Origin of the sequence: Methanoregula sp. (assembly GCF_041663825.1) — an archaeon.
Classification (GTDB): Archaea; Halobacteriota; Methanomicrobia; order Methanomicrobiales; family Methanospirillaceae; genus Methanoregula.
Map to the genome: position 1 here is coordinate 1 of NZ_JBAYLY010000019.1, position 21,707 is coordinate 21,707.

Annotated in this window: 22 protein-coding genes; 18 read left to right on the top strand and 4 right to left on the bottom strand. The window is 53.1% G+C overall.

The features are described 5' to 3' along the window. Nucleotides 1-58: 58 nt before the first annotated feature. Together WCX19_RS09335 and priL are read left to right on the top strand one after the other, a co-directional pair. Complete coding sequence (locus WCX19_RS09335) at nucleotides 59-802, top strand: DNA polymerase sliding clamp (protein WP_373007427.1); 744 nt, start codon at nucleotides 59-61, stop codon at nucleotides 800-802. Further along, nucleotides 803-1,891: a DNA primase regulatory subunit PriL gene (gene priL / locus WCX19_RS09340; protein WP_373007429.1), complete on the top strand. Its 1,089-nt coding sequence runs from the start codon at nucleotides 803-805 to the stop codon at nucleotides 1,889-1,891. A 361-nt stretch (nucleotides 1,892-2,252) separates the two neighbouring features. Here the strand turns inward: priL and WCX19_RS09345 are convergent, their stop codons facing one another. Further along, nucleotides 2,253-2,429 (bottom strand): hypothetical protein, encoded by a 177-nt coding sequence (locus tag WCX19_RS09345; RefSeq protein WP_373007431.1) that lies wholly within the window; start codon nucleotides 2,427-2,429, stop codon nucleotides 2,253-2,255. A gap of 86 nt (nucleotides 2,430-2,515) precedes the next feature. Between WCX19_RS09345 and WCX19_RS09350 the strand changes: the two genes are divergently transcribed. From WCX19_RS09350 to WCX19_RS09400, 11 genes are all read left to right on the top strand, one after another. Further along, nucleotides 2,516-3,067, top strand: coding sequence for an HDIG domain-containing metalloprotein (locus WCX19_RS09350; RefSeq protein ID WP_373007433.1), 552 nt, complete (start codon nucleotides 2,516-2,518; stop codon nucleotides 3,065-3,067). A gap of 61 nt (nucleotides 3,068-3,128) precedes the next feature. Further along, nucleotides 3,129-3,686 (top strand): thiamine-phosphate synthase family protein, encoded by a 558-nt coding sequence (locus WCX19_RS09355; protein ID WP_373007435.1) that lies wholly within the window; start codon nucleotides 3,129-3,131, stop codon nucleotides 3,684-3,686. 10 nt (nucleotides 3,687-3,696) lie between these two features. Next, on the top strand, nucleotides 3,697-3,888 hold the full coding sequence (locus WCX19_RS09360; protein WP_373007437.1) for a 30S ribosomal protein S17e: 192 nt from the start codon (nucleotides 3,697-3,699) through the stop codon (nucleotides 3,886-3,888). A gap of 8 nt (nucleotides 3,889-3,896) precedes the next feature. Continuing rightward, nucleotides 3,897-4,844, top strand: a complete 948-nt coding sequence (gene dapA / locus WCX19_RS09365; protein WP_373007439.1) for a 4-hydroxy-tetrahydrodipicolinate synthase — start codon at nucleotides 3,897-3,899, stop codon at nucleotides 4,842-4,844. Nucleotides 4,845-4,851: 7 nt separating this feature from the next. Beyond that, complete coding sequence (gene dapB / locus WCX19_RS09370) at nucleotides 4,852-5,619, top strand: 4-hydroxy-tetrahydrodipicolinate reductase (protein WP_373007441.1); 768 nt, start codon at nucleotides 4,852-4,854, stop codon at nucleotides 5,617-5,619. 80 nt (nucleotides 5,620-5,699) lie between these two features. Further along, nucleotides 5,700-5,873, top strand: coding sequence for a 4Fe-4S binding protein (locus tag WCX19_RS09375; RefSeq protein WP_292423497.1), 174 nt, complete (start codon nucleotides 5,700-5,702; stop codon nucleotides 5,871-5,873). Between the two features lie 260 nt (nucleotides 5,874-6,133). Next, entirely contained in the window at nucleotides 6,134-7,150 is a 1,017-nt protein-coding gene (asd, locus tag WCX19_RS09380; RefSeq protein ID WP_373007443.1) for an aspartate-semialdehyde dehydrogenase, read from the top strand. Between the two features lie 38 nt (nucleotides 7,151-7,188). Continuing rightward, a complete protein-coding gene (gene albA / locus WCX19_RS09385) occupies nucleotides 7,189-7,461 on the top strand; it encodes a DNA-binding protein Alba (protein WP_373007445.1) in 273 nt (90 codons plus the stop codon). Between the two features lie 115 nt (nucleotides 7,462-7,576). Beyond that, a complete protein-coding gene (locus WCX19_RS09390) occupies nucleotides 7,577-8,101 on the top strand; it encodes a hypothetical protein (RefSeq protein ID WP_373007447.1) in 525 nt (174 codons plus the stop codon). A gap of 568 nt (nucleotides 8,102-8,669) precedes the next feature. Further along, nucleotides 8,670-10,736 carry a formate dehydrogenase subunit alpha gene (gene fdhF / locus WCX19_RS09395; RefSeq protein ID WP_373007449.1) on the top strand — a complete coding sequence of 689 codons (2,067 nt, stop codon included), beginning with the start codon at nucleotides 8,670-8,672 and terminating at the stop codon, nucleotides 10,734-10,736. A 2-nt stretch (nucleotides 10,737-10,738) separates the two neighbouring features. Then, nucleotides 10,739-11,989 carry a Coenzyme F420 hydrogenase/dehydrogenase, beta subunit C-terminal domain gene (locus WCX19_RS09400; protein ID WP_373007450.1) on the top strand — a complete coding sequence of 417 codons (1,251 nt, stop codon included), beginning with the start codon at nucleotides 10,739-10,741 and terminating at the stop codon, nucleotides 11,987-11,989. 608 nt (nucleotides 11,990-12,597) lie between these two features. On the opposite strand, the gene WCX19_RS09405 is transcribed toward WCX19_RS09400, so the two are convergent. Continuing rightward, a complete protein-coding gene (locus WCX19_RS09405; RefSeq protein WP_373007452.1) occupies nucleotides 12,598-13,230 on the bottom strand; it encodes a hypothetical protein in 633 nt (210 codons plus the stop codon). Between the two features lie 201 nt (nucleotides 13,231-13,431). Here WCX19_RS09405 and fdhF (WCX19_RS09410) point away from each other — a divergent pair, with 201 nt between their 5' ends. From fdhF (WCX19_RS09410) to WCX19_RS09430, 5 genes are all read left to right on the top strand, one after another. After that, the gene (gene fdhF, locus WCX19_RS09410; RefSeq protein ID WP_373007454.1) at nucleotides 13,432-15,492 is read left to right on the top strand and encodes a formate dehydrogenase subunit alpha; all 2,061 of its coding nucleotides are present in this window, start codon (nucleotides 13,432-13,434) and stop codon (nucleotides 15,490-15,492) included. Nucleotides 15,493-15,494: 2 nt separating this feature from the next. Then, entirely contained in the window at nucleotides 15,495-16,748 is a 1,254-nt protein-coding gene (locus WCX19_RS09415) for a Coenzyme F420 hydrogenase/dehydrogenase, beta subunit C-terminal domain (protein WP_373007456.1), read from the top strand. Between the two features lie 98 nt (nucleotides 16,749-16,846). Continuing rightward, a complete protein-coding gene (locus tag WCX19_RS09420; RefSeq protein ID WP_373007458.1) occupies nucleotides 16,847-17,278 on the top strand; it encodes a hypothetical protein in 432 nt (143 codons plus the stop codon). 329 nt (nucleotides 17,279-17,607) lie between these two features. After that, nucleotides 17,608-18,606 carry a Rossmann-like domain-containing protein gene (locus tag WCX19_RS09425; RefSeq protein ID WP_373007460.1) on the top strand — a complete coding sequence of 333 codons (999 nt, stop codon included), beginning with the start codon at nucleotides 17,608-17,610 and terminating at the stop codon, nucleotides 18,604-18,606. 154 nt (nucleotides 18,607-18,760) lie between these two features. Further along, complete coding sequence (locus WCX19_RS09430) at nucleotides 18,761-19,075, top strand: hypothetical protein (protein WP_373007462.1); 315 nt, start codon at nucleotides 18,761-18,763, stop codon at nucleotides 19,073-19,075. A 109-nt stretch (nucleotides 19,076-19,184) separates the two neighbouring features. On the opposite strand, the gene WCX19_RS09435 is transcribed toward WCX19_RS09430, so the two are convergent. Next, complete coding sequence (locus tag WCX19_RS09435) at nucleotides 19,185-19,985, bottom strand: formylmethanofuran dehydrogenase subunit C (RefSeq protein ID WP_373007464.1); 801 nt, start codon at nucleotides 19,983-19,985, stop codon at nucleotides 19,185-19,187. Between the two features lie 9 nt (nucleotides 19,986-19,994). Next, nucleotides 19,995-21,707 (bottom strand): formylmethanofuran dehydrogenase subunit A, encoded by a 1,713-nt coding sequence (locus tag WCX19_RS09440; protein ID WP_373007466.1) that lies wholly within the window; start codon nucleotides 21,705-21,707, stop codon nucleotides 19,995-19,997.

The window sequence follows — 21,707 nt, forward strand, 5'->3', positions numbered from 1 at the left end:
AACGCTATAATTAAAGTATGACGATATACTGTATAAGACAGTTGTTAAGGGGAAAGCGATGTTAAAAGCAACCATTGACGCAGATATATTCCGGGAGGCCATTGACGCGATCTCGGCACTCGTACCCGAGTGCCGGCTGCACACCGAGGAAGACAGCATCTCTACCCGAGCAGTGGATACCGCCAATGTCGCCATGATTGCATTCACGCTCAAAAAAGAGGCGTTTGATACCTTCAAGGCCACAAAGAGCGAGATCGGGGTCGACATCTCCAAGATGAAGAACATCTTTAACATGGGGGGAAAAGGCGATCTCATCAGCCTCGAGCTTGCGGACAATGCCCAGAAGATGGCAGTGAGCGTCCACGGCTACCACTACTCTATCACCCTCCTGGACACGAACACGATCAGAAAAGACCCCAACTCACCGACCATCAACCTCCCGGGAAAGGTTGTGATCTCCGGTGAAGATCTCAACAATGCGATTAAGGCCGCTGCGGTAATCTCGGACAAGATTGCCTTGGGAATCAACCCCAAAGACCAGACATTTTATATGGTCGCAGAAGGCGATACCGATCATATCCTGCGGGAGTTCGGAAAAGACGAGCTTAAGTCGCTTACCCCGGTCGAGACGCGCTCGCTATTCTCCCTTGACTATCTCAGGGACATGGGCAAGGTGATGTCACGGGCTCCTGAAGTGGAGGTCTTCCTTGGCGTGGATCATCCAGTCCGGTTCTCCTTTGATATTGCAGGTGGTAACGGGCACGTGGAGTACCTGCTTGCGCCCCGGATTGAGGCTGACTGAATGGAGTTCGTGCCTTCCGGCAAGGAACTTTCTCATTTTCCATTTTTAAAAAAAGCACAGGATCCCATCAGGTCCCGTTTTGCTTCGCTTGGTACTCTTCTTGGCACACCCAAAGGTGAGGTTCTGGTCTCGCATGCGGTTACCCGGATACAGGAAGCGGTAACCCCGAAAAAGGCCCGTGTCCCCGACGTGAGCGAAACACCCGAAGATGAGATCGCTGCGTATGCGCTCGCACGGATCATCGCGTCCTGCGTCAATGACAAACAGCTTATCGACCGGCTTACCCGGTACGAGGCCGAACGTGCCTACTATTTTCTCGTGAATGAAGAGGAGTGGAACAGCCGGTACGTGCAGGATGAAGGCGAGTATTCCCGGCTCTGGACCGCGATCTCTGATGAACTGGGTATCAGGATTACGCAGGACCGGATGCCGGTTCCCGATTACGTAGAACTCGTCGCGCCCCTGCATGATGACCGGTACCGACTCATTAACCGGCAGGTGATACAAGGATTTGTTGCGATCAACAAGAACGAACGCTACGAACTCCTGCGGGAGCGGATTCGCGTGCTCCTGCGCCGCGATCTCCCCCACCGGGTGCCAAAGGAGATCTGCGAGCTGCTTGCGCCGAGAGCAGCGGAGATCAAGAAGGTGTACCAGGAACAGATGCTGCGGCAGTTCGGGAAGGTGGAAGAAAGTGCGTTTCCGCCTTGTATGCAGGCACTGATTACCGCGCTTGCGGCAGGTACCAACCTTACGCATGCCGGCCGGTTTTCGCTCACAGCGTTCCTTCACAATATCGGTCTGGACACGGCGGGGATCGCAGAACTCTACGCCCGGTCACCGGATTTCGACATCGAAAAGACGATGTACCAGGTCGAGCATATCACCGGGCGCGGGGGGTCCAGCACCGAGTATACCACCCCGGCCTGCGCTGCGATGCAGACGACCGGTCTCTGCGTCCACCGCGATCCTCTCTGCGAAAGGGTCAGCCACCCGCTCAGTTACTACAAGGCAAAAAAGTCCCGGCCCCTTAAACCTGCACCGGCAAAACCGCAGGTTGCTGATAAAAATCTGAAAACTCCTGAATAAAGACCCGGGAGAAAACCTGGATCCTTTCAATAAATGGGATGTGTTTTTCAGCACATTTTAAAAAATGCCGGATCTGCATAGTACTTAACCTTACAGCTGAGCTGTAACTTTACAGCTCAGCTGTAAAGTTACAGACTGCCTCACGTCTGAACTGGGGTAAAAAAAGGATCAAAACCGCGAGCCCGCATCCGGACAAAATTGTGGAGAACCGTATCCTCCTGCTGCCCGGATCTTCATGCCCCACAAAAAGATCTTTACAACAGATCATTTTTTCACGTGATCGTTTCCTAAAAAAAAACAGCCACTGTTGAACAACCTTGTGAGGATTTCAACAAAACCAAAAAAACCGTCTTTTCGTAGTTCAGGTAATCTTCTCGTTGACCCGGTATCCTGCAATGGCCAGAAAGAGGATAAAAATAATAATTGCGATCAGGTAAGCCGGCCCGGCACTTATCCCCATCGGGAGTACTGCCAGAAGAATGGTCAGGAGAATAAAACCCGCCACACCGATAATGACATCAAGCAGACGTGCGTCCATCCCAAGCATATTCGCGCTGTACGGATATATGCATATCTTCCGTCAAACCGTCAGGCTGATGATAACAGCCGGCCAAGTTCCTTTCTATGGAACGCTTCGCTGCGATAGCCCTGCTCTCCTTGTATGTCCATGAGGATGGGCTTAAAAAACACTGCCTTGCTACCGGTGCCGTCATGAAGGCGCTTGCCGCGCGTCTCGGTGAGGATGCAGAACGCTGGGAGACCCTAGGTATCCTGCACGACATCGATTTCGAACTCATCCACGGGGATATGCAGCAGCACGGTACGAAAGGGGCGGAGATCCTCAAAGAGCACGGTATCGATCCCGACTTGGCCGGGATCGTCCAGCGGCACAATCATCATCTCTTTTCCGGGACCTACAACCGGCCGGTCGAGATTGCGTTGCAGGCAGCAGACAGTGCCTCGGGTCTCCTTATCGCATGTGCGCTCGTGAAAGGCGGCAGACTCTCGGATGTAACCGTAAAGACCGTGACGAAAAAAGCAAAAGAAAAATCATTTGCCGCAGGGTGCGACCGGTCCCGGATCGCGCTTATTGCACCGGTCCTTGCCCTGCCGGAGTTTTATGCGGTTGCAATTGACGGACTGATTGTAATTCGTGGAGAACTGGGCCTGACCTGATTCATGAGTGACCGGGGAAGAGCATAAGAGTACCCCGGATCAACAGAATGTGCAGATACTTATGATCAGTCCCGAGCAGCAGAGAAACGATGCGCTTACCCGGCTCTCGCGTGCCGTTGCCCTCATCGAAGAATCGATGGATTCACGGCTTATTGCCGGTGCCGGCTCAAATATCGGGTATGCTATCACCGGCGCACGCGATAGTACGGGCGTCGCAGCTGTTGCCGGGGGGCTCGTGGTGCAGAAGAACGCCGTCCGGGCCGCGGGAGCCTGCGGGTTTGGCGCCGACGCAGAGATCGCCCGAATTCTTCTTACTGCCGCGAAATTTGATCCGGAGATGCGCTGTGCGGCAACAATCCGGTATTCAGATGCGGTCCGCCGCGTGTTTGAGGAGATGTTCCTTGAATGCTGCACCATTGACCGCCGCGTACAGTCCCCCAGCGTCAATACTATGGACTGGGGCGTGGCCTCCTGCTGCAGGGATGGCGTCCCGGAAGTGATCGTGGATCCGGGCCCTCGAAAAGAGTCCGCAGTCATCCACCTGTTTGGCGAAAACCCTGCGGTTGTCGCGGGGAATATTATTATGTTGTCGAACCGCATTATACGTATAGAACTTTGAGGAATATTTCATGGGAATAAAGCCATCGTATATCAAGAACCTCGGTACCGCACTCCTCGCTAAGCAGAGGGAGAACTTTTCGAACAATTTCGACGCGAACAAGCACCAGCTCTCGGCATCCGCATCGATCGAGAGCAAGCGCGTCAGGAACCGCGTTGCCGGTTACATAACAAGAAAAATTAATACAAAAAGACACGCATAACCTTGTTTATGTTTGAAGGTGTCCTTCCCGCAATAATTACCCCTTTTAAACGTACTTCCGCGATGGATCTTGATGTTCAGGGTCTGGAACGAAACATTGAGTACCTGCTGTCCTGTGGTATCCATGGGATTGTACCCTGTGGCTCGACCGGCGAGTCTGCAACACTTTCGTTTAAGGAACATGAAAAGGTTGTCAGCGTCACCATCGATACGGTCAACGGTAAGGTCCCTGTGCTGGCAGGGACGGGCTCAAACAATACCGCGGAAGCAGTCATCCTCACCAAGGCGGCAAAGGACACCGGTGCCGATGGCGTGCTCGTCATCAGCCCGTATTACAACAAGCCCAACCGTGCGGGGCTCATCAAGCATTACACAAAACTGGCGGATCTCGATATTCCGCTCGTCATCTACAATGTGCCCGGGCGCACAGGCCAGAATCTCGAGCCGGATCTGATCGCAGAACTTGCAAAGCACCCGAACATTGTCGGGGTCAAGGAGGCTAGCGGAAACGTCGGCCAGGTCTCGCGGATCATCGAACTGACCCAGGACGAGGACTTTGCCGTAATCTCCGGTGACGACAACCTCACCCTCCCGATCATGGCGCTCGGCGGTGCCGGTGTTATATCGGTCGCGGCAAACGTGGATCCAAAACGCATGGTTGCCATGTGCGAGGCTGCAGCGAAAGGCGACTGGAAAAAAGCGCTCGCCCTGCACTATGCGCTCTCCCCACTCTTCCGCTCGATGTTCATCGACACAAACCCCATCCCGGTAAAAAAAGCCGTGGAACTTATGGGAATGGCAGGAGGCCCGGTACGGCTGCCTCTTGACAATCTCGATGAGAAAAAGACCACAGACCTCAAAAAAATCCTTGCGACCATCCCGGCTGCAAAGAAAATGACAGCTGCCGGATCAGCGGGAAAACAAAAGAAACCGGCCACAAAGAAAAGCCGGCGGTGAACCGGACATGATCAAAGTCGTTGTCTGTGGCGCCTCCGGCCGTATGGGCCAGACCATAGGGAGGATGGTCAAAGAATCAGAGGACCTGGAACTTGTCGGGGGGATCGATCTCCGGCCCGGTACCTTTTTCGGGGCCGATATTGTTGCAACACAGGATATCGAGACACTTCTTAAGAACAAAAAGCCCGACGTGCTGATCGATTTTACCATTGCGCAGGCTGCTGTGGGAAACGTGAAAGCGGCGGCAAAAAATAATGTTGCGCTCATCGTCGGAACGACCGGTTTTACCCCGGAACAGCGCAAAGAGATGGCAACAGCCATTGAGGGTCATGTACCTGCGGTGATCTCAAGCAACTTCTCTGTCGGGGTTAACATCTTCTGGCAGCTCGTGCGCGAGGCAGGAAAACTGCTCGGCGATTACGATATCGAGGTGATCGAGGCGCACCACCGGAACAAGAAGGATGCCCCGAGTGGCACGGCAAAGACGATCCTCCAGATTCTCGATGAAGAGGTTGGGCCGCGCAGGAAACTCTATGGCCGTGAAGGCATGATGGAACGCGAAAACGAGATTGGCGTCCACGTGATCCGGGGCGGGGATATTGTGGGCGATCATTCAGTGATGTTCTCGAAGAACTTTGAGACGATCGAACTCTCCCACCGGGCCTACGACCGGTCGGTCTTTGCGAGTGGTGCCCTGCGGGCGACGCGCTGGGTTGCCGGCAAAAAGCCGGGAATCTATGGCATGCACGATGTCCTTGGCCTGCAAAAAAAATAATCCGGCATCCTGTCAACACCTGTACAAAATAGAAACCCTTTTTTTGTATTTGGCCTCATTATAACGATGGAGTGAATAGTTTGGTAGCTGTTGTTGATACGACAAAATGTACTGGTTGTGAAACCTGCGTGAGCGAGTGCCCCGCATCTGCGATTTCCCTGGAGAACGAGAAGGCCAAGGTCGACAAGGACATGTGCGTGGACTGCCAGACCTGTGTGGATGCCTGTCCCTCTGAAGCGATCCACATGGAATAAATTTCCCCTCACAAAGATCCTTTTTGTTCACCTTTACTGGTATTACAGCGCAGAAGAAAAACGCTGACCGGTGCGTTGGGGCATATCTTTTCTAATCCCAACGTATCCGGGTAAGTGGTGAAAATTTTCCCGAATTTTTATATGACGTATTTGTATAAACTTTAAAAAACAATGTTTTTATTATCGCAGGTGAAATTGAGTTTTACAACCCGCCATCATCTCAAACGGGAAATACAAAATACACACAGGACCTGTTACCTATGATTAATGTTGGAGTGCTCGGTGCTACGGGCGCGGTTGGTCAGCGATTTGTCGAACTTCTGGCGGATCATCCCTGGTTTAATCTGACAACACTCGCGGCCTCGGAACGCAGTGCGGGAAAGCAGTACGGAAAAGTAGTAAACTGGCGCCTTGAAACGCCGTTTCCGGAAAAGATCGCAAAGATCAAGGTCGTAAATATTGCCCCTTCAGCGATGAAGGATGTAGATCTTGTCTTCTCCGCGCTCCCTGCGGAAATTGCGCTGGATGTTGAGAACAAATTTGCCGATGCGGGCATCGCAGTCTGCAGTAACGCAAGTTCACACCGGATGGAGCCGACCATTCCTCTCGTGGTTCCTGAGGTAAACCCCGATCACCTGGGTTTGATCGATGTACAGCGGGACGCCGGGAGGGACGGTTTTATCGTAACCAACCCGAACTGCTCGACAATTATGCTTGTCACTGCCCTTGCACCTTTGCGGAAATTTAAGTTTACCGATATCCGGGTCGCCACGATGCAGGCAATATCCGGAGCAGGTTTCGCGGGCGTTGCGGCAATGGCAATCTACGACAACGTTATCCCCTACATCGGAAAGGAAGAGGAGAAGATGGAGTCCGAGACTCTCAAGATCATGGGTACCTTGAAAGGCAAGAAAGTGGCAGATGCACGGTTTAAAGTAAGTGCGAGCTGTCACCGGGTACCGGTCATTGACGGGCACACCATGGCAGTCTGGGTGGATATTAAGGAACCGGTCGAAAAGGTAAAAAAAGCCTTTGCCGACTACAAACCGCCGATCAAGGGCCTGCCGACCCAACCGCCAGAATCCGTCCATCTTTTCACCGATGATGACCGCCCCCAGCCTCGGCTTGATCGTATGCGGGGCCATGGCATGACCGTGTCGGTCGGCAGGGTGCGGGAAGGTCTCCGGTTTGTGGCGATGGGACATAACACCATCCGTGGTGCAGCAGGGGCAAGCGTGCTGAATGCAGAACTGATAACAAAGAAGAAGTACCTGTGATCTCTATGGAAAACACCATTCAACCCACCATGCAACCAATGAAGGAAAACACCGTGTTTGTGGGAAACAAGCCGGTCATGAACTATGTACTGGCAGTCGTAACACAATTCAACAACGGGGCAAGCGAGGTTGCTATCAAGGCCCGTGGCAAGGCGATCTCGCGGGCGGTCGATACCGCAGAGATTTCATTAAACCGGTTCCTGGAGGGTGTGACAAAAAAGGATATTATTATCTCAACCGAGGTTATCGATACCGATTCCGGCAAGACTAATGTATCGAGCATCGAGATTGTTCTTGCTTCTAACAAATAACTTTTTTGTGGCAATTCCGTGTCGTCTCCTGAATGTTTTGGTTGACTGCAGAACGGGTGAAATAGACGCAAATTACCATAAATCCTTTAACTGGCCCATTCCAATTGATAATGCTATGAGAGTACGTGCCGTTGCACTTCTCTGTTTCTTCTGCATAGGGCTCATTATAGCGCCAGCGATAGCTGCAAATGATGAGCGGTACGGTTATATCACCGTAGAATCTGTGCAGATCCATCTGGAGAATGATACGGCGCTTGTCAATGTTCATTATTCTGTCGATGAGGGTACAAGGCTCATCTTCTTTTTACTGGGAAAACAGGATCTAAAGAACAAATTATTGAAGATTCTCAATTATGATGATGCACAGATGCAGCATATTAATTTATCAGAGGCTGAGTTTGTGGTGAATGATGCTGCGTACTCGTATGGAAATGGAATATACTGGTACCCATCCCATCAATTTAACGTTGGCATTCCGAAACTTACTGTCGTGACTCCCCAAGTCGTACGGAATTATTCCAACACGAATGTGTTCCCTGAAGGGATGGGATATTTTGAGACCGGATCCGTGACAGAAACCCGAGAAATAGTGCCGCAACTGTCATCCTCCCCGAAAGTTGGATCCACCCCGCAGGAATAGAGACGCGTATAGAATTCTGCGCAACTCGCTCCCCGGTAGAATGATTGATAGAACCGGGAGATTCTTGTATGATCCGGTTGATGATTCCGAGCAACTATCCGATATTCTACATCACGATAGCAATTTCGTTTAATCTGCCGACTTAAAACAAACACCCTGGCAGCCGGTTTTTCATGTATCCCATAATACACCGGGAAGGTCTCACATAATCCTGTGAGGGACATATGCCAGATATACCCAGACAATTCCTGTCGGGAACCGTTCCGGGGCTTGCCCGCTGCTCGTTTCAACAACGGGTTAACCTGATGATATTAACAAAACGCACCCCGCGCGGCGCCTGATTCTTTGCTCCATCGCAAATCCCGCGGTGATTATTACCTGTATTTCTTATTCCACAAAGAGAATTCGTACCACAGTTTATCATCGGATCGCCCACCATTATTCATCAGTAATCGGGAAAATTTCAGAATCCTTATATAACGTGTTAACAAAACTCATTAGTTAGACCAGATTTTTTAACGTTTGAAAAGTCTGTGTTAATTTATTTAAGTTAACTTGGTGAATGTGCATGAGTGAAGATAAAACAGCGTTGAAGTATACTGCAACGACGTGTCCCTACTGCGGGGTTGGCTGCGGCCTCAACCTCGTATCCAAGGGAAACACGCTTCTGGGTGTCGAACCGTACAAGCGGTCCCCCATAAACGAAGGAAAGCTTTGCCCGAAAGGTGCGCCCTGCTGGGAGACCGTCCAGAAGCCCGGCCGGCTGACAAAGCCCTTAATCAAGAAGGGCGACAAGTTCGTGGAAGCTTCCTGGGACGAGGCCCTTGAACTGATTGCCAAGAATTTTACGGAGATAGAGAAGAAGAACGGGCCCAAGTCCCTTGGCTTCCAGACCTCGTGCCGTACGGTAAACGAGGACTGCTACGCCCTCCAGAAATTAGCCCGTGTCGGCTTCCAGACCAATAACGTCGACAACTGCGCACGTATCTGCCACGGACCTTCCGTTGCCGGTCTTTCGCTCTCGTTTGGGTCCGGTGCCGCCACCAACCCGTTCGAGGATGTCTTAAACTCCGACCTGATCGTCATGTGGGGTTCGAACGCAGTCGAGGCCCACCCGCTTGCCGGGCGCCGCGTCATGCAGGCGAAGAAGAAGGGAATACCGATCGTCGTCGTTGACCCGCGTCTCAGCGCAACCGCACGGCTTGCCGATAAGTGGATCCGGTTCACCCCGTCGACCCATATCGCGCTCGCCAACAACATGATGTACTGGATCATCAAGGAAGGCCTTGAGGACAAGGAGTACATCAAGGAGCGCACGAAAGGCTTCGACGACCTCAAGAAGATGGTTGAGAAGTATGCAGACGCCACGAATATCCATGGTGTCCCGCAGGAGACGGTCAAGGAGTTCGCCCGCCAGTACGCGAATGCAAAGAACGCCGTCATCATCTACTGCCTTGGTATCACCGAACTTACCACCGGTACCGACAACGTCCGTTCGATGGGCAACCTCGCGCTCCTGACCGGTAACGTCGGCCGCCCGGGCGTCGGTGTCAACCCACTCCGTGGCCAGAACAACGTGCAGGGTGCCTGCGATATGGGCGCATACCCGAACGTCTTCTCCGGTTACCAGGCAGTTGCCGTTCCCGACAACCGTGCCAAGATGGAGAAGGCATGGGGCATGCCGGCAGGTTCCCTGCCCGACTGGTATGGTTCAACCCTGACCGAGCAGATTAACGATTGTGGAGAGGTTGTCAAGGCGATGTACGTCCTGGGTCTCAACCCGGTTGTTTCCTACCCCGATTCAAACCACGTCAGGAAGATGTTTGACAAGCTCGATTTCCTCGTCATTCAGGATATTTACTGGACCGAGAGCTGCGAATATGCAGATGTAGTTCTGCCCGGTACCTGCTTTGCCGAGAAGGACGGTACATTTACGAGCGGCGAGCGTCGTGTCAACCGCGTCAGGAAAGCGGTCGACGGCCCCGGCGAATCAAAGTACGACTGGGAGATCATCGGCATGCTCGCAAAGAAGATGGGCCTCAAGGGCTTTGACTGGAAAACTGCAAAGGATGTCTGGGATGACATGCGTTCCGTCACCCCCGGCCAGTTTGGTGTAACCTACGAGAAGATCGAGAAACCCGAGGCCATCCACTGGCCCTGTCCGACCATCGAGCACCCGGGAACCCCAATTCTCCACATCGGCAAGTTTGCCGCAGCGGATGGCAAGGGCACCATGTTCGGCATCGAGTACCGCCCACCCGCGGAAGTCGCGGATGCAGAGTACCCGTACACACTCATGACCGGGCGTTGCATATTCCACTACCACACCCGGACCCAGACCGACCGGAGCCCGACCCTGCACAACGATGTATCCGAGAACTACGTCCAGATCAACACCGATGACGCAAAGGCACTCGGCATCAGGCAGCACGAGAAGATCAAGGTGACGAGCCGCCGTGGGGAAACCATTGCAGTTGCACGCGTGACCGATGATGTGGCCCCGAAAGTGCTCTACATGCCGATGCACTTTGTCAATGGTGCAAACAACCTCACGAACACAGCACTTGACCCGATGTCAAAGATGCCGGAGCTCAAGCACTGTGCTGTCAAGGTTGAGAAGATCAAGGAGGCCTAAACATGAGCAAGAAAGGCGATATGCTCTACGCGTGGACAAACGACGCAGAGATCCAGAAGAAGGCCGAGCTCGGTGGCGCAGTTACTTCCCTGTGGAAATACGCGCTTGAGGCAAAGATTGTCGACGCAGTCTTTGTGGTAACCAAGGGTGTTGACCTCTACGATGCAAAGCCGGTCCTCATCACCGACGCAAAGGACCTTGCAAGCACGGCCGGATCGCTCCACTGCGGTACGCTCCTCCTGCCCAAGCTGATCAAGAAATACTACAACGGGGCAAAGGACATGAAGATCGGGGTCACGGTCAAGGGCTGCGACGCGATGGCGTTCTACGAACTCGCGAAGCGCAAGCAGATCAACCTCGACAACATCTACATGATCGGAGTCAACTGCGGTGGATCGGTCAGCCCGGTCACTGCCCGCAAGATGATCAAGGAGAAGTACGACGTCGACCCCGAGAAAGTGCACAAGGAAGAGATCGACAAGGGCCAGTTCATCATCGAGTACGAAGGCGGACACAAGGGTATCTCCGTTGACGAGCTCGAAGAGGCAGGATTTGGCCGCAGGACCAACTGCCGCCGCTGCAAGATGAAGATCCCCCGCCAGGCAGATCTCGCGTGCGGTAACTGGGGTGTCATCGGACCCCGGGCCGGAAAGGCAACCTTTGTCGAGGTCTGCTCCGAGAAGGGTGCAGCACTCCTTGACGGCGCCGTGAAGAAAGGTATCATTGCCACCGAGCCGGCAAACCCCAAGGGCCTTGAGATCCGTGGAAAGGTCGAGGGTGCCATGCTCAAGCTTGGCGAGAAGTGGCGCAAGAAAGACTTTGAAGGTCTTGGCGAGGGCAAGGACCGGTTAAAGAAGATCATGAGCGAGACCTCCCGCTGCATCAAGTGCTACCAGTGCATTGATGTCTGCCCGATCTGCTATTGTGTGGACTGCACCACGAAGAACCCGACCTATGTCGCGCCCGGGGAACTCCCGGTCAGCTTCATGTTCCACCTGATCCGCTATGCCCACATCGCGGACTCCTGCGTGAACTGCGGCCAGTGCGAGGAAGTCTGTGCAGCAGAGATCCCGAACGCGCTCTTCATGCACTCCCAGCAGGTTGAACTGGAAAAGATGTTCGGCCACGTGCCCGGTATGGACATGGAACTGCCGCTCATGGCCTTTGTCGAGGAGAGATCCGAGCGGGCCCGGCTCAAGAACACCGGCAGCGACATGATCTACGAGAACGTGTTCAACCCGGTACCAAAGTAAATTTTATCCCTTTTTTTAAAGTGAGATAACGGTTTTATTGCCCGGGTGAGGACCGGGAAGTGCGTGGATCTAATCCATGAACTTGGTTACAGTCGGTAGAGAGGCTTCCCTCATCAGGGCCTTTCCGGGGCAGGGAGATTTTATTCTTCGTCACCAGTCCGGTGCGGGGCTTCCTGTCGGGGGTATGTGGACATCAGCCTCCCTCATCATGATCGCCCGGCCCGGAAACCAGGTGATCGCTTTCGGCTCGTAACTCCCCAATGGGGGGTGGGTACCCCCCCACCCGGGCCGGAACAGGGGGAGGGGGGTGATCGCCTCCAAGAAAAAAGAAGGAAGGGGGGGTACCCCCCTGCCCCCTCCCCCCCTACGGCCGCAAACAAAATCCAAATTCAGACGTGAGTTCCACGGCTCGCAGGTCTGGGGATGGAACAAAGGGGGAGGGTACCCCCTACCCGGGCCGGCACAAGGGGAGGGGGGTGATCCCCTCCCGGAAAAAAAGAAGGAGGGGGGGCAGGTCCCTTCAATCATGTCAAGCGAGGTGAGGTACCCCCAGTTCGCAACAGGGCCGTATTGGATCACGAAAATCATGGTGAGATGCCACGCGGTTTTTAGTATCCATCGTTTTCCCGTTTTCCCCATTGTTCCAGCGGAAACCGGCGATTGGGCCCGGTCCGTTGTGCGGAAGGAAAACCACAGGCAGCGAGAATATCAGAATCTTTAATGTGATTCTCCTCATCGGCAAAGATAGCCATCCTTGAGAGCAATAAGACCGAGCGTGGCAGGTGAACACTCAGGAGAGTGTTTGTTTCGATATAGGCGAGATTGTTCCGCACGTAGTAACTGCTGGTGTTCTGCACGTAGAGGCGGCAACTGGAACGGTCAACGTTAATACCCATGGTTGCAAGGTACGCCGGCACACGGTTAACCGGCATCGTCATGGACAGTGCAATGCAGAGATCGATGATGACAGAACCGATCCGGGTATCGGGATAGAAGGGATTATCCGCGAGACAGAACCCGTGACAGTTGCGGCAGTAAAACCGTTTGACGTCAACATACACAGTTTTTGGACCGGTGGCAGTTAACAGGTGTGCAAACTGTTTTCTTTTTGTATCATACCCGATAAGGGGACCGCCGCACACGGGGCATACCGAATGATTGGTAAAGGTGACCCCGTCAACAGCGGAGATCGCTGCCTTGACAATATCTGCCACGAGTGGGGGTAAACGATGTGTTTTCATACCCTGCGCGCTCCATAAAATCCTGCTTTTCTAAAATGAATTGCAGGTTCTTGATTTTTCTCCAAGATTAATTGAAATGTTATTACCATACATCAGCAGGAGATGTAATTGAACCCCCTTCTATTAATCATTTTTCAAAATTTTTTCATTGGGTTTATATACACCTAGACTTGAACCTTCATTATTTAAGGTGTAAAATTTATGGAATTCAAATATGTGCCCACAACCTGCCCCTATTGCGGGACAGGCTGCGGATTTAACCTCGTTGTCAAGGACAAGAAGGTTGTCGGTGTCCAGCCGTGGCAGCGCAACCCGGTCAACGAGGGCAAGTTATGCCCCAAAGGCAACTATGCATGGGAATTTGTGAACAGCCCGGACCGGCTGACAAAACCGCTCATCAAGAAAGACGGGAAGTTTGTCGAGGCGAGCTGGGACGAAGCCTACAAGCTCATCGTCTCGAAGTTTAAGTCCTACAAGGGTGAGGAAATGGCCTGCCTCTCATCAGCCCGTGTCTCCAATGAAGAGAACTACCTGATGCAGAAGTTTGCCCGGGCCGTCTTAAAGACGCCGAACATCGACCACTGCGCCCGGCTCTGCCATGCGTCAACAGTCGTCGGGCTTGCCGGCGCGTTTGGATCCGGTGCAATGACCCAGTCGATTGCAGATATTGCTGAATCAAAGTGTCTCCTTGTCATCGGAACCAACACCTTCGAGCAGCACCCGCTGATCGGGCGCCGCATTATGCAGGCAAAGAAGAACGGTGCAAAGATCATCTACGCCGACCCGAGACTCACGCCGACCGGGAAGATTGCCGACCTGCACCTGCAGTTCTACTCCGGTACCGATGTGGCATTGCTCAACTGCTTCATGCAGCTGATCCTCAAGAACGGCTGGGAGAACAAGGAGTTCATTGCAAAGAGGACCAAGGATTTCGAGAAGGTCAAAGAAGTTGTGATGAAGGATGCATACAGCCCCGAGAACGTCTCGAAGATCACCGGTGTTCCCGCAAAGGACATCATCACAGCGGCTGAGTGGTTTGGCACATCCGGCCAGTCCGCGATCCTCTACTCAATGGGTATTACCCAGCACACCACCGGTGTCGACAACGTCAAGTCAGTTGCAAATATCCAGATGCTGACCGGCAATCTCGGAAGACCCGGCACGGGCATCTGCGCACTGCGTGGCCAGAACAACGTGCAGGGCGCCTGCGATATGGGAGCCCTCGCAAATGTATACTCCGGGTACCAGTCAGTGCTTGTTCCCGACATGAAGAAGAAGATGGAAACCGCATGGGGCTGCGAGATTGCCGAGGGCAAAGTCGGTCTGACGGTTACCAAGCTTATCAATGTTCTTGCTGATGAGCCCGGCAAAGTCAAGTGCCTGTATATCATGGGTGAGAATCCGATGCTCTCCGACCCGGACCTTCACCACGTGGAAAAGGGCCTGAAGAATGCCGAGTTCATTGTCGTGCAGGATATCTTCCTGACCGAGACTGCACAACTTGCAGATGTAGTTCTTCCGGCAACCTGCTATGCCGAAAAGGATGGGACCCAGACTTCAACCGAACGCCGTGTCCAGAAATGGAGAAAGGCACAGGACCCACCCGGCGAGGCCAAGGTGGACTGGCTGATCATCAGCGAGATCGCAAAGTACATGGGATACGAGAAGCAGTTCCCGTACAAGAGCGCAGAAGAGATCTTCACGGAGATCACAAAGGTTACCCCCTCCTATGCCGGCATGGACTATGCCCGCCTCGAAAAACCTGAAGCGCTCCACTGGCCCTGTCCGACAAAGGAACACCCGGGTACCCCTATCCTCCATAAGGAGAAATTCTCCCACCCGGACGGTCTTGGTATCTTTACCCCGATCGAGTGGAAACCCCCGGCAGAAGTTCCGGATGCGGAGTACCCGCTCCTCCTGACCACCGGCCGCTGCATCTGGCAGTGGCACACCGGGTCGATGACCCGCCGCTCTGTTGATCTCGAGCGTGAGGAGCCCACGGGATGGATTGAGATTAATCCCGAGGACGCAACGGCGCTGGGCATCAAGGATAAGGAGATGGTCAGGGCGATCTCCCGCAGAGGAGAGATCACTATTGGCGCCCGCGTGCTGAAGACCATTAAGAAGGGTGTCGTCTTCATCCCGTTCCACTATATCGAATGTGCGGCAAACCTGCTCACCCACAACGCACTTGACCCCGTTGCATCAATTCCGGAGTTTAAGGCCTGTGCTTGTAAGATCGAGAAGATCAAGGAGGCCTGATCATGGCAAAGAAAGGCGATATGCTCTACGCGTGGACCAACGACGCTGAAATCAAAAAACACGCAGAACTTGGTGGTGCAGTAACCGCACTCTGGAAATACGCACTCGAGTCCAAGGCCGTCGATGCGGTTCTCGTCATTACCAAGGGAACTGATCTCTACGATGCACAGCCGGTCCTTATTACCGATCCAAAGGATCTGGCAAAGACTGCCGGTTCCCTTCACTGCGGTACCCTGCTCCTTCCAAAACTTCTCAAGAATTACATGAACGGTGCCGCGAACATGAAGATCGGTGTGACCGTCAAAGGCTGCGATGCAATGGCGTTCTATGAACTTGCCAAGCGCAAACAGATCAACCTCGACAATGTCATCCTGATCGGTGTCAACTGCGGAGGCTCGGTCAGCCCGGTCCTCGCCCGAAAGATGATCAATGAGAAGTTCGGCGTTGACCCGAACACAGTTCACAAGGAAGAGATCGATAAGGGCCAGTTCATCATCGAGTACGAGGGAGGCCACAAGGGTATCTCCATCGATGAGCTTGAGGAAGCAGGATATGGGCGCAGGTCCAACTGCCGCCGCTGCAAGATGAAGATCCCCCGGCAGGCAGACCTTGCCTGCGGTAACTGGGGAGTTATCGGTGAAAAGGCCGGCAAAGCGACGTTTATCGAAGTGTGCAGCGAGAAGGGTGCAAACCTGCTTTCCGGTGCAGTAAAGGCCGGTGCGGTTGCGACCGAGGCAGCAAATCCCAAGGGTCTTGAGATCCGGGGAAAAGTCGAAGGTGCCATGCTCAAGCTCGGCGAGAAATGGCGCAAGAAGGACTTTGAGGGGCTTGGCGAGGGAAAAGACCGGTTAAAAAAGATCATGAGTGAGACCTCACGGTGCATCAAGTGTTATTCCTGTATCCTTGCCTGCCCGATCTGCTACTGCGTGGACTGCACCACGAAGAACCCGGCATATGTAAAGCCCGGGGAACTTCCGCCAAACTTTATGTTCCACCTGATCCGGTATGCTCACATCGCGGATTCCTGTGTGAATTGCGGCCAGTGCGAGGAACTCTGCCCTGCGGAGATCCCGAACGCGCTCTTCATGCACGCCCAGCAGGTCGAACTCGAAAAGATGTTTGGCCACGTCCCGGGTGTGGATATGGAACTGCCTCTCATGGCCTATGTTGAGGAGAAACAGGAACGGGCCCGTCTTAAGAATACCGGCAGCGACATGATCTACCAGAACGTGTTTAACCCGGTGCCAAAGAACTAATCTCTTTTTTTAAAGAGACTATTGTTCCGGTACTAAAAAATGGGGTTTGACAGATTTTTGCTGGTAGTTGGTTCTTTGTACGAGGAAGGGTGAAAATTATGGGAATTATTACCAAAAGCATGCATACATTTGCCCTGCAGGAAATCCATCGCGCCTATTCCAGTTTTGATGGCTGGAATCTCCGCGAGGAAAAAATGCTGGACAATGACGAAATGACTGTTCTTCTGGAACGGATGAACGGGGGCACGAAAGAGACCACAAAGATCCTTGTGTCCTACAATTCCGTGATCACTCCGGACGTGCTTGAAGACCTGAAAGTCTCCGGTGTCTCAAATTTCGGTCGGCCGCTCCGGCACGGGTATGCCATTATCGTCCCAAAAAATGCCGACATCTCGCAGATACCGGCTGGAGTACGGGTCTGTTCGATGAGCTCGTTTGCCATCAAAGATGGTGCGCTGCTCTGGGAGAAGAGACCTGTGCGAAAGACCGCAGGCGTACCGGTTGCCACCGCCCAAAAAGTTGCGGCATAAGGCCTGGATTCCTGGATACCCGGGAATATTTCTCTTTTTTGTAGTTCCGGGGACAACATGAGTTTTACACAATTATCCACAATTGTTTGTAAATCAATCAAAAACATGACACACAGGGCAGGCTCAATAACCGTTCTTTTGGAACTGGCACTTGCTCCTTATGCGCAAGGATATCAGATGCATTTGCGGGCGGTAAAGTCCTGCCTGGTACAGTGAAAATTGTCCCTGCCCTCCAGATAAGATATTAAAGAATAACTAAAAGAATTTCAGACGAATAATAATACCGGAGATAGTAAAACCAGTACCCGGAAGTACCCGGGATTGATAATATGGCTAAACTCACGCGACATGGAGATGCAATCCTTAACGCCACCCTCGACCGTTTGCACGAGTTATATCGTGAAAACCATGTCAGGCAGGGAAAACTCACGAGCATTGCCATCAAACCCCGGTGGATTGCCATCACCAGTTCCCACAACGAATGCGGCATTGCCACCAACTGTGTCGGGATCAACACAATGTACGGAACAGAGGGGCAGAAAGCGATCACGAACCTCCATTCCTGTATCGGGAAACCCCTTTTCGATCTCGCCAAAACGGGAATTGAATCGCAGGATCTCCACAAAAGGGCGCTTGGTATTGCTGCCCTGAGCGCGTTATCCCAGAAATTTCTCGGGTGCAACGGGATTCGGAAACGTGGGTACCTCTCGGAGTGCTGGAAGGCAAGCGACGAGTTTGTCCAGGATTACCCGGCAATCTCCCACATTGTCAACCTTGATGATATTGTGGCAATCGCCGGATATGGAAGCCAGATATCCTCACTTCACGCATGGTGCCGCGAACTCCATGTCATAAACCTCCGGTTCCCCGAGACCTTTGAGACGGTCACCATTGATAAAGAGAATTCCACGATGCCGGGAAATATCGTCTGCCATACACAACCCGAAAGTGAGAAAATACTTGGCAACGCCGATGTAGTGCTTCTCAGTACGTCGACACTTGTGGACAACAGTTTCAGCCGGCTCCTGCATGCGGCGAAAAATGCACGACTCGTCGGGATTTATGGTGTGGGTGCCTCGCTTATTCCGGATGCCTTTTTTGATGAAGGCGTGGATCTCTTTTCGTCATTCCGCATCGTTGACCCTGTTGCATTCTGCGTCGGAATGAAAAACGACAACGATATGGATTATTCGATGATGAATGCACAGAAACAATACCTGATGATGCGGCCTCAGGCCGATATCCGGGATTCTCCTATAGCCGCATTCCTCCGGCATTCGGGTACAGGTGAGGAAAAACCCGATATGGCCCCCGAAAAATGCCCGTAATGCCGTCCGAGTTGTTACGGGTGAAAAATACGTAATACAATAACCCCGTTTTTAAAAATTAGCCCAAATTAAGCCCCATATAATTCCCTTCAGAGCCCCATATCCGCGTTCTGGCGGCCTCTTTTTTTCCGGATCGTGCAAGTGGCAATCTGACATGAAATTGGCCAAAAGAACCGCATTAGCGTGTCCATTTTTATTCGTCCGATTTCAAAAAGAAGATCAATTTGAGGACTTCCTGAAACGGAGCCCGATACGGGGTTCTTTTGAGTGGGTCGGGGGGGTAATCGGGGGTTGGATTGAGCCCGGATTGGATGGGTTGATGGATGGGGATGAACGGGAAAACCCGCATATCCGGATAGTGTTCAAAACGGTATTTGTAGCGATGGTCTCACTGGTTCTGACGGTGACAAATTTGGCTATCACCGATCGTGGGGATTATTTCAGAGGTGTAAATCAACAACAGGGCTAATGCATGCCCCCTTCATTTTTTTTTGTTTTTTAAAAACTGAGCCTGGTGATCCCGTTAAACCGGTGACAATGAACCCGTTCCTGAAACAATAATACACCGTTAAAAAAAGTTATACCCGGGTATACAGGTTGCCGTAGATGACCTGTCCCTTTTTCTTCTTGTGGCGCTCTCCCATATCACCGATGAAGTGGGCAAACTTTGCCTTGACACCGTCAACTTCCTGCTCAACGGTATCGACATACTTGAACCCGGGCATCATGAGATCGATGGTGCCCAGGATGAATATAGTCCCGTCCACCATCTGGCCGCCGACCTTGCTCTTCGCATTGCCCTTGACAACAAGCCTGCCCCCCTCAGCGTGGGTCAGGGCATGAACATCGATATTGCCGTTTACGACGATCTCGCCGCCGAGCATATACATACCGATATCCGATCCGGCATTGCCCTTGACGAGGATCCTGCCACCGGACATGCCTCTCCAGTCGCCACGGTATGCAGCGCCGAGGTAGTTACCGGCATTACCCTCAATGGTGATCTCGCCGCCTTTCAGGGCAAGCCCGGCAAATGCCGCGACATCGCCGTTCGCGAAGATCTTTCCCCCCGTCATCCATGCACCGACATACAGATCAGTGTTACCTTCGATGACGAGCTCCCCGGCGGTCATCTTGAAACCGAGGTACTTTACTTTCTTAACATCGCCTTTGACAACGATCTTCGTGTCGGCTGCGGTTGCACCGGCATTGCCTGTGACCTCGAAATATTTCCCAAGAGGAGAGGTAGTGTTGCCCTCGTGGACCGAGAGTTCTGCGATCTGTGCTGCAGATTTGCCGGCAAATGCATCGGGAGACACGTTGTCAGCCTCAAGATACAGTGCAGGCGCATTTTTCATGGTAATGGTTACGGTTTCCATGTCGCTCACCTATGCCTTCGTTGCATCAACCTCAAGGGCAAACGGGTTCGGGATGAATGTGTGCCCGAGCGCTTCGTAGTTGTTCTGCGTCACACTGTAGTACTTGACGAACTTTTCAGTGATGTCGCGCCTGACCTGCGGGTTGTCATTGACTTTTGCATGAACCCAGAGTGTACGCTTGTGGCCGGTGCCGATGATCTCACCGTTCTGGACTACCTGCACGCCGCTCTTGAAGACCGCCGCACAGCGCGAGAACGCTGTCTCGATATCATCGGGGTTTGCAACGGGTTTGTCCGGGTTGAAGTTATAGACTGCAACATCGGCGTCCATACCGGGCTTCAGGCCGCCGCACATGGAAGAAAGGCCAAGGGATTTTGCCGGGCCGGCGCGGGTCATCTGGGCAAGTTCGTACAGCGAGATCTCGCGGTCAAGGCTGCCGATGCTGGTCTGTGAAAGAACCTTATCCTTGTGCTTGAAGGCGTTGATCTGGGTCTCACGGGCCTTCGTGGACATCAGCCACTTGATGACACGCGGGTACCGGGTAAACGGTCCTGCGTTCGGGTGATCGGTGGTGATGTAACAGCGCATCGGGTCCTTCATCATCAGCGGGATCTCAAGGCCAATCGCCCACTGGATTGCACAGACCGAGATGTTCGGGCTGTAAATATACGGCACGACTCCGGCTGCGGTCTCAAGTTCCACATCGACATTCGCCCACTTTAAGTGATTGAGGCCGGTGAGGTGGTGCTCGAACGGGCCATCCGCTGTCATCGTGGTAGTCTCGTCAAGGGTCACGTTACCGGTATCGATGGTGATGTTCTTGGCCTTGTTCACGTAGTCCGTGACTTCCTTTGCACCGGACTCAAAGTCTGCCCAGTTGGTTCCCTTGTAGGAGTGGAACTGGGTGTGGGTGAGGTGCAGGACCTGCTCGCGGCCAAACTTGTTTTTGGCCTTGAAGCCTTCTGCGAGCTTCATGGTTTCGAGCGTGGTCTCGTAGCATCCCGGGTTCCCGAGATTGTTCGGGTGGATGTGCATTGAGTGCGGGAGGCCGAGGTACTCGTTCGCCTCGATGAGTCCCTTGACGATCTCTGCGGGAGTAATGTCGAAATATGGAACCGGGTCGTTAACGGAGAGACAGTTCAGACCCCATGCCCAGGCTTCAGTCCCACCGGGGTTGACGACCTTGACTGCGTACCCTTTCGTCACGTTGAGGAGCCAGGCAATGTAGGCTGCGGTGTTCTCAACTTCATGGTTCTTGAGATACTCGAGCACGAACCAGTTGTTCCCGAAGACCGGGAATGCACCCTCATCGATAATGGGTGTGTCGCGGATCTCTTCGTGGACGTGGCGTGAGAAGAGCGGGGGCATTGCCGCTTCCATCGCGGTGGTGTATCCCATCTTTGCATACTCGTAGCCGGTCTTGAACGTGGTCGGGATCGATGCCCCGCCCCCCATCCGCTCCATGCCATGGGTTGGTGTGCAGCTGAAGAGTTTGTCCTCGGGCCGGTAGATGCGGCCGAGGTTAACCTTGGGGCCTGCAATATGGGCGTGGATTTCCACGGCGCCTGCCATGACGGTCTTGTCCCTGGCATCGATAACCTTTGCCGAGGAACTGACCTTGTCGACTATCTTTCCGTCCTTGATTGCAATATCCTTCTTGTCGCCTTTGATGCCCTGGACCGGGTCAAAGACATGACCGTTTTTGATGATGTATTCTGACAT

What these genes read in the sequence shown, in the direction of transcription:
- WCX19_RS09335 (WP_373007427.1), top strand. Translation starts at nt 59, where the DNA reads ATGTTAAAAGCAACCATTGACGCAGATATATTCCGGGAGGCCATTGAC.
- priL (WP_373007429.1), top strand. Translation starts at nt 803, where the DNA reads ATGGAGTTCGTGCCTTCCGGCAAGGAACTTTCTCATTTTCCATTTTTA.
- WCX19_RS09345 (WP_373007431.1), bottom strand. Translation starts at nt 2,429, where the DNA reads ATGGACGCACGTCTGCTTGATGTCATTATCGGTGTGGCGGGTTTTATT.
- WCX19_RS09350 (WP_373007433.1), top strand. Translation starts at nt 2,516, where the DNA reads ATGGAACGCTTCGCTGCGATAGCCCTGCTCTCCTTGTATGTCCATGAG.
- WCX19_RS09355 (WP_373007435.1), top strand. Translation starts at nt 3,129, where the DNA reads ATGATCAGTCCCGAGCAGCAGAGAAACGATGCGCTTACCCGGCTCTCG.
- WCX19_RS09360 (WP_373007437.1), top strand. Translation starts at nt 3,697, where the DNA reads ATGGGAATAAAGCCATCGTATATCAAGAACCTCGGTACCGCACTCCTC.
- dapA (WP_373007439.1), top strand. Translation starts at nt 3,897, where the DNA reads ATGTTTGAAGGTGTCCTTCCCGCAATAATTACCCCTTTTAAACGTACT.
- dapB (WP_373007441.1), top strand. Translation starts at nt 4,852, where the DNA reads ATGATCAAAGTCGTTGTCTGTGGCGCCTCCGGCCGTATGGGCCAGACC.
- asd (WP_373007443.1), top strand. Translation starts at nt 6,134, where the DNA reads ATGATTAATGTTGGAGTGCTCGGTGCTACGGGCGCGGTTGGTCAGCGA.
- albA (WP_373007445.1), top strand. Translation starts at nt 7,189, where the DNA reads ATGAAGGAAAACACCGTGTTTGTGGGAAACAAGCCGGTCATGAACTAT.
- WCX19_RS09390 (WP_373007447.1), top strand. Translation starts at nt 7,577, where the DNA reads ATGAGAGTACGTGCCGTTGCACTTCTCTGTTTCTTCTGCATAGGGCTC.
- fdhF (WP_373007449.1), top strand. Translation starts at nt 8,670, where the DNA reads ATGAGTGAAGATAAAACAGCGTTGAAGTATACTGCAACGACGTGTCCC.
- WCX19_RS09400 (WP_373007450.1), top strand. Translation starts at nt 10,739, where the DNA reads ATGAGCAAGAAAGGCGATATGCTCTACGCGTGGACAAACGACGCAGAG.
- WCX19_RS09405 (WP_373007452.1), bottom strand. Translation starts at nt 13,230, where the DNA reads ATGAAAACACATCGTTTACCCCCACTCGTGGCAGATATTGTCAAGGCA.
- fdhF (WP_373007454.1), top strand. Translation starts at nt 13,432, where the DNA reads ATGGAATTCAAATATGTGCCCACAACCTGCCCCTATTGCGGGACAGGC.
- WCX19_RS09415 (WP_373007456.1), top strand. Translation starts at nt 15,495, where the DNA reads ATGGCAAAGAAAGGCGATATGCTCTACGCGTGGACCAACGACGCTGAA.
- WCX19_RS09420 (WP_373007458.1), top strand. Translation starts at nt 16,847, where the DNA reads ATGGGAATTATTACCAAAAGCATGCATACATTTGCCCTGCAGGAAATC.
- WCX19_RS09425 (WP_373007460.1), top strand. Translation starts at nt 17,608, where the DNA reads ATGGCTAAACTCACGCGACATGGAGATGCAATCCTTAACGCCACCCTC.
- WCX19_RS09430 (WP_373007462.1), top strand. Translation starts at nt 18,761, where the DNA reads ATGAAATTGGCCAAAAGAACCGCATTAGCGTGTCCATTTTTATTCGTC.
- WCX19_RS09435 (WP_373007464.1), bottom strand. Translation starts at nt 19,985, where the DNA reads ATGGAAACCGTAACCATTACCATGAAAAATGCGCCTGCACTGTATCTT.
- WCX19_RS09440 (WP_373007466.1), bottom strand. Translation starts at nt 21,707, where the DNA reads ATGTCAGAATACATCATCAAAAACGGTCATGTCTTTGACCCGGTCCAG.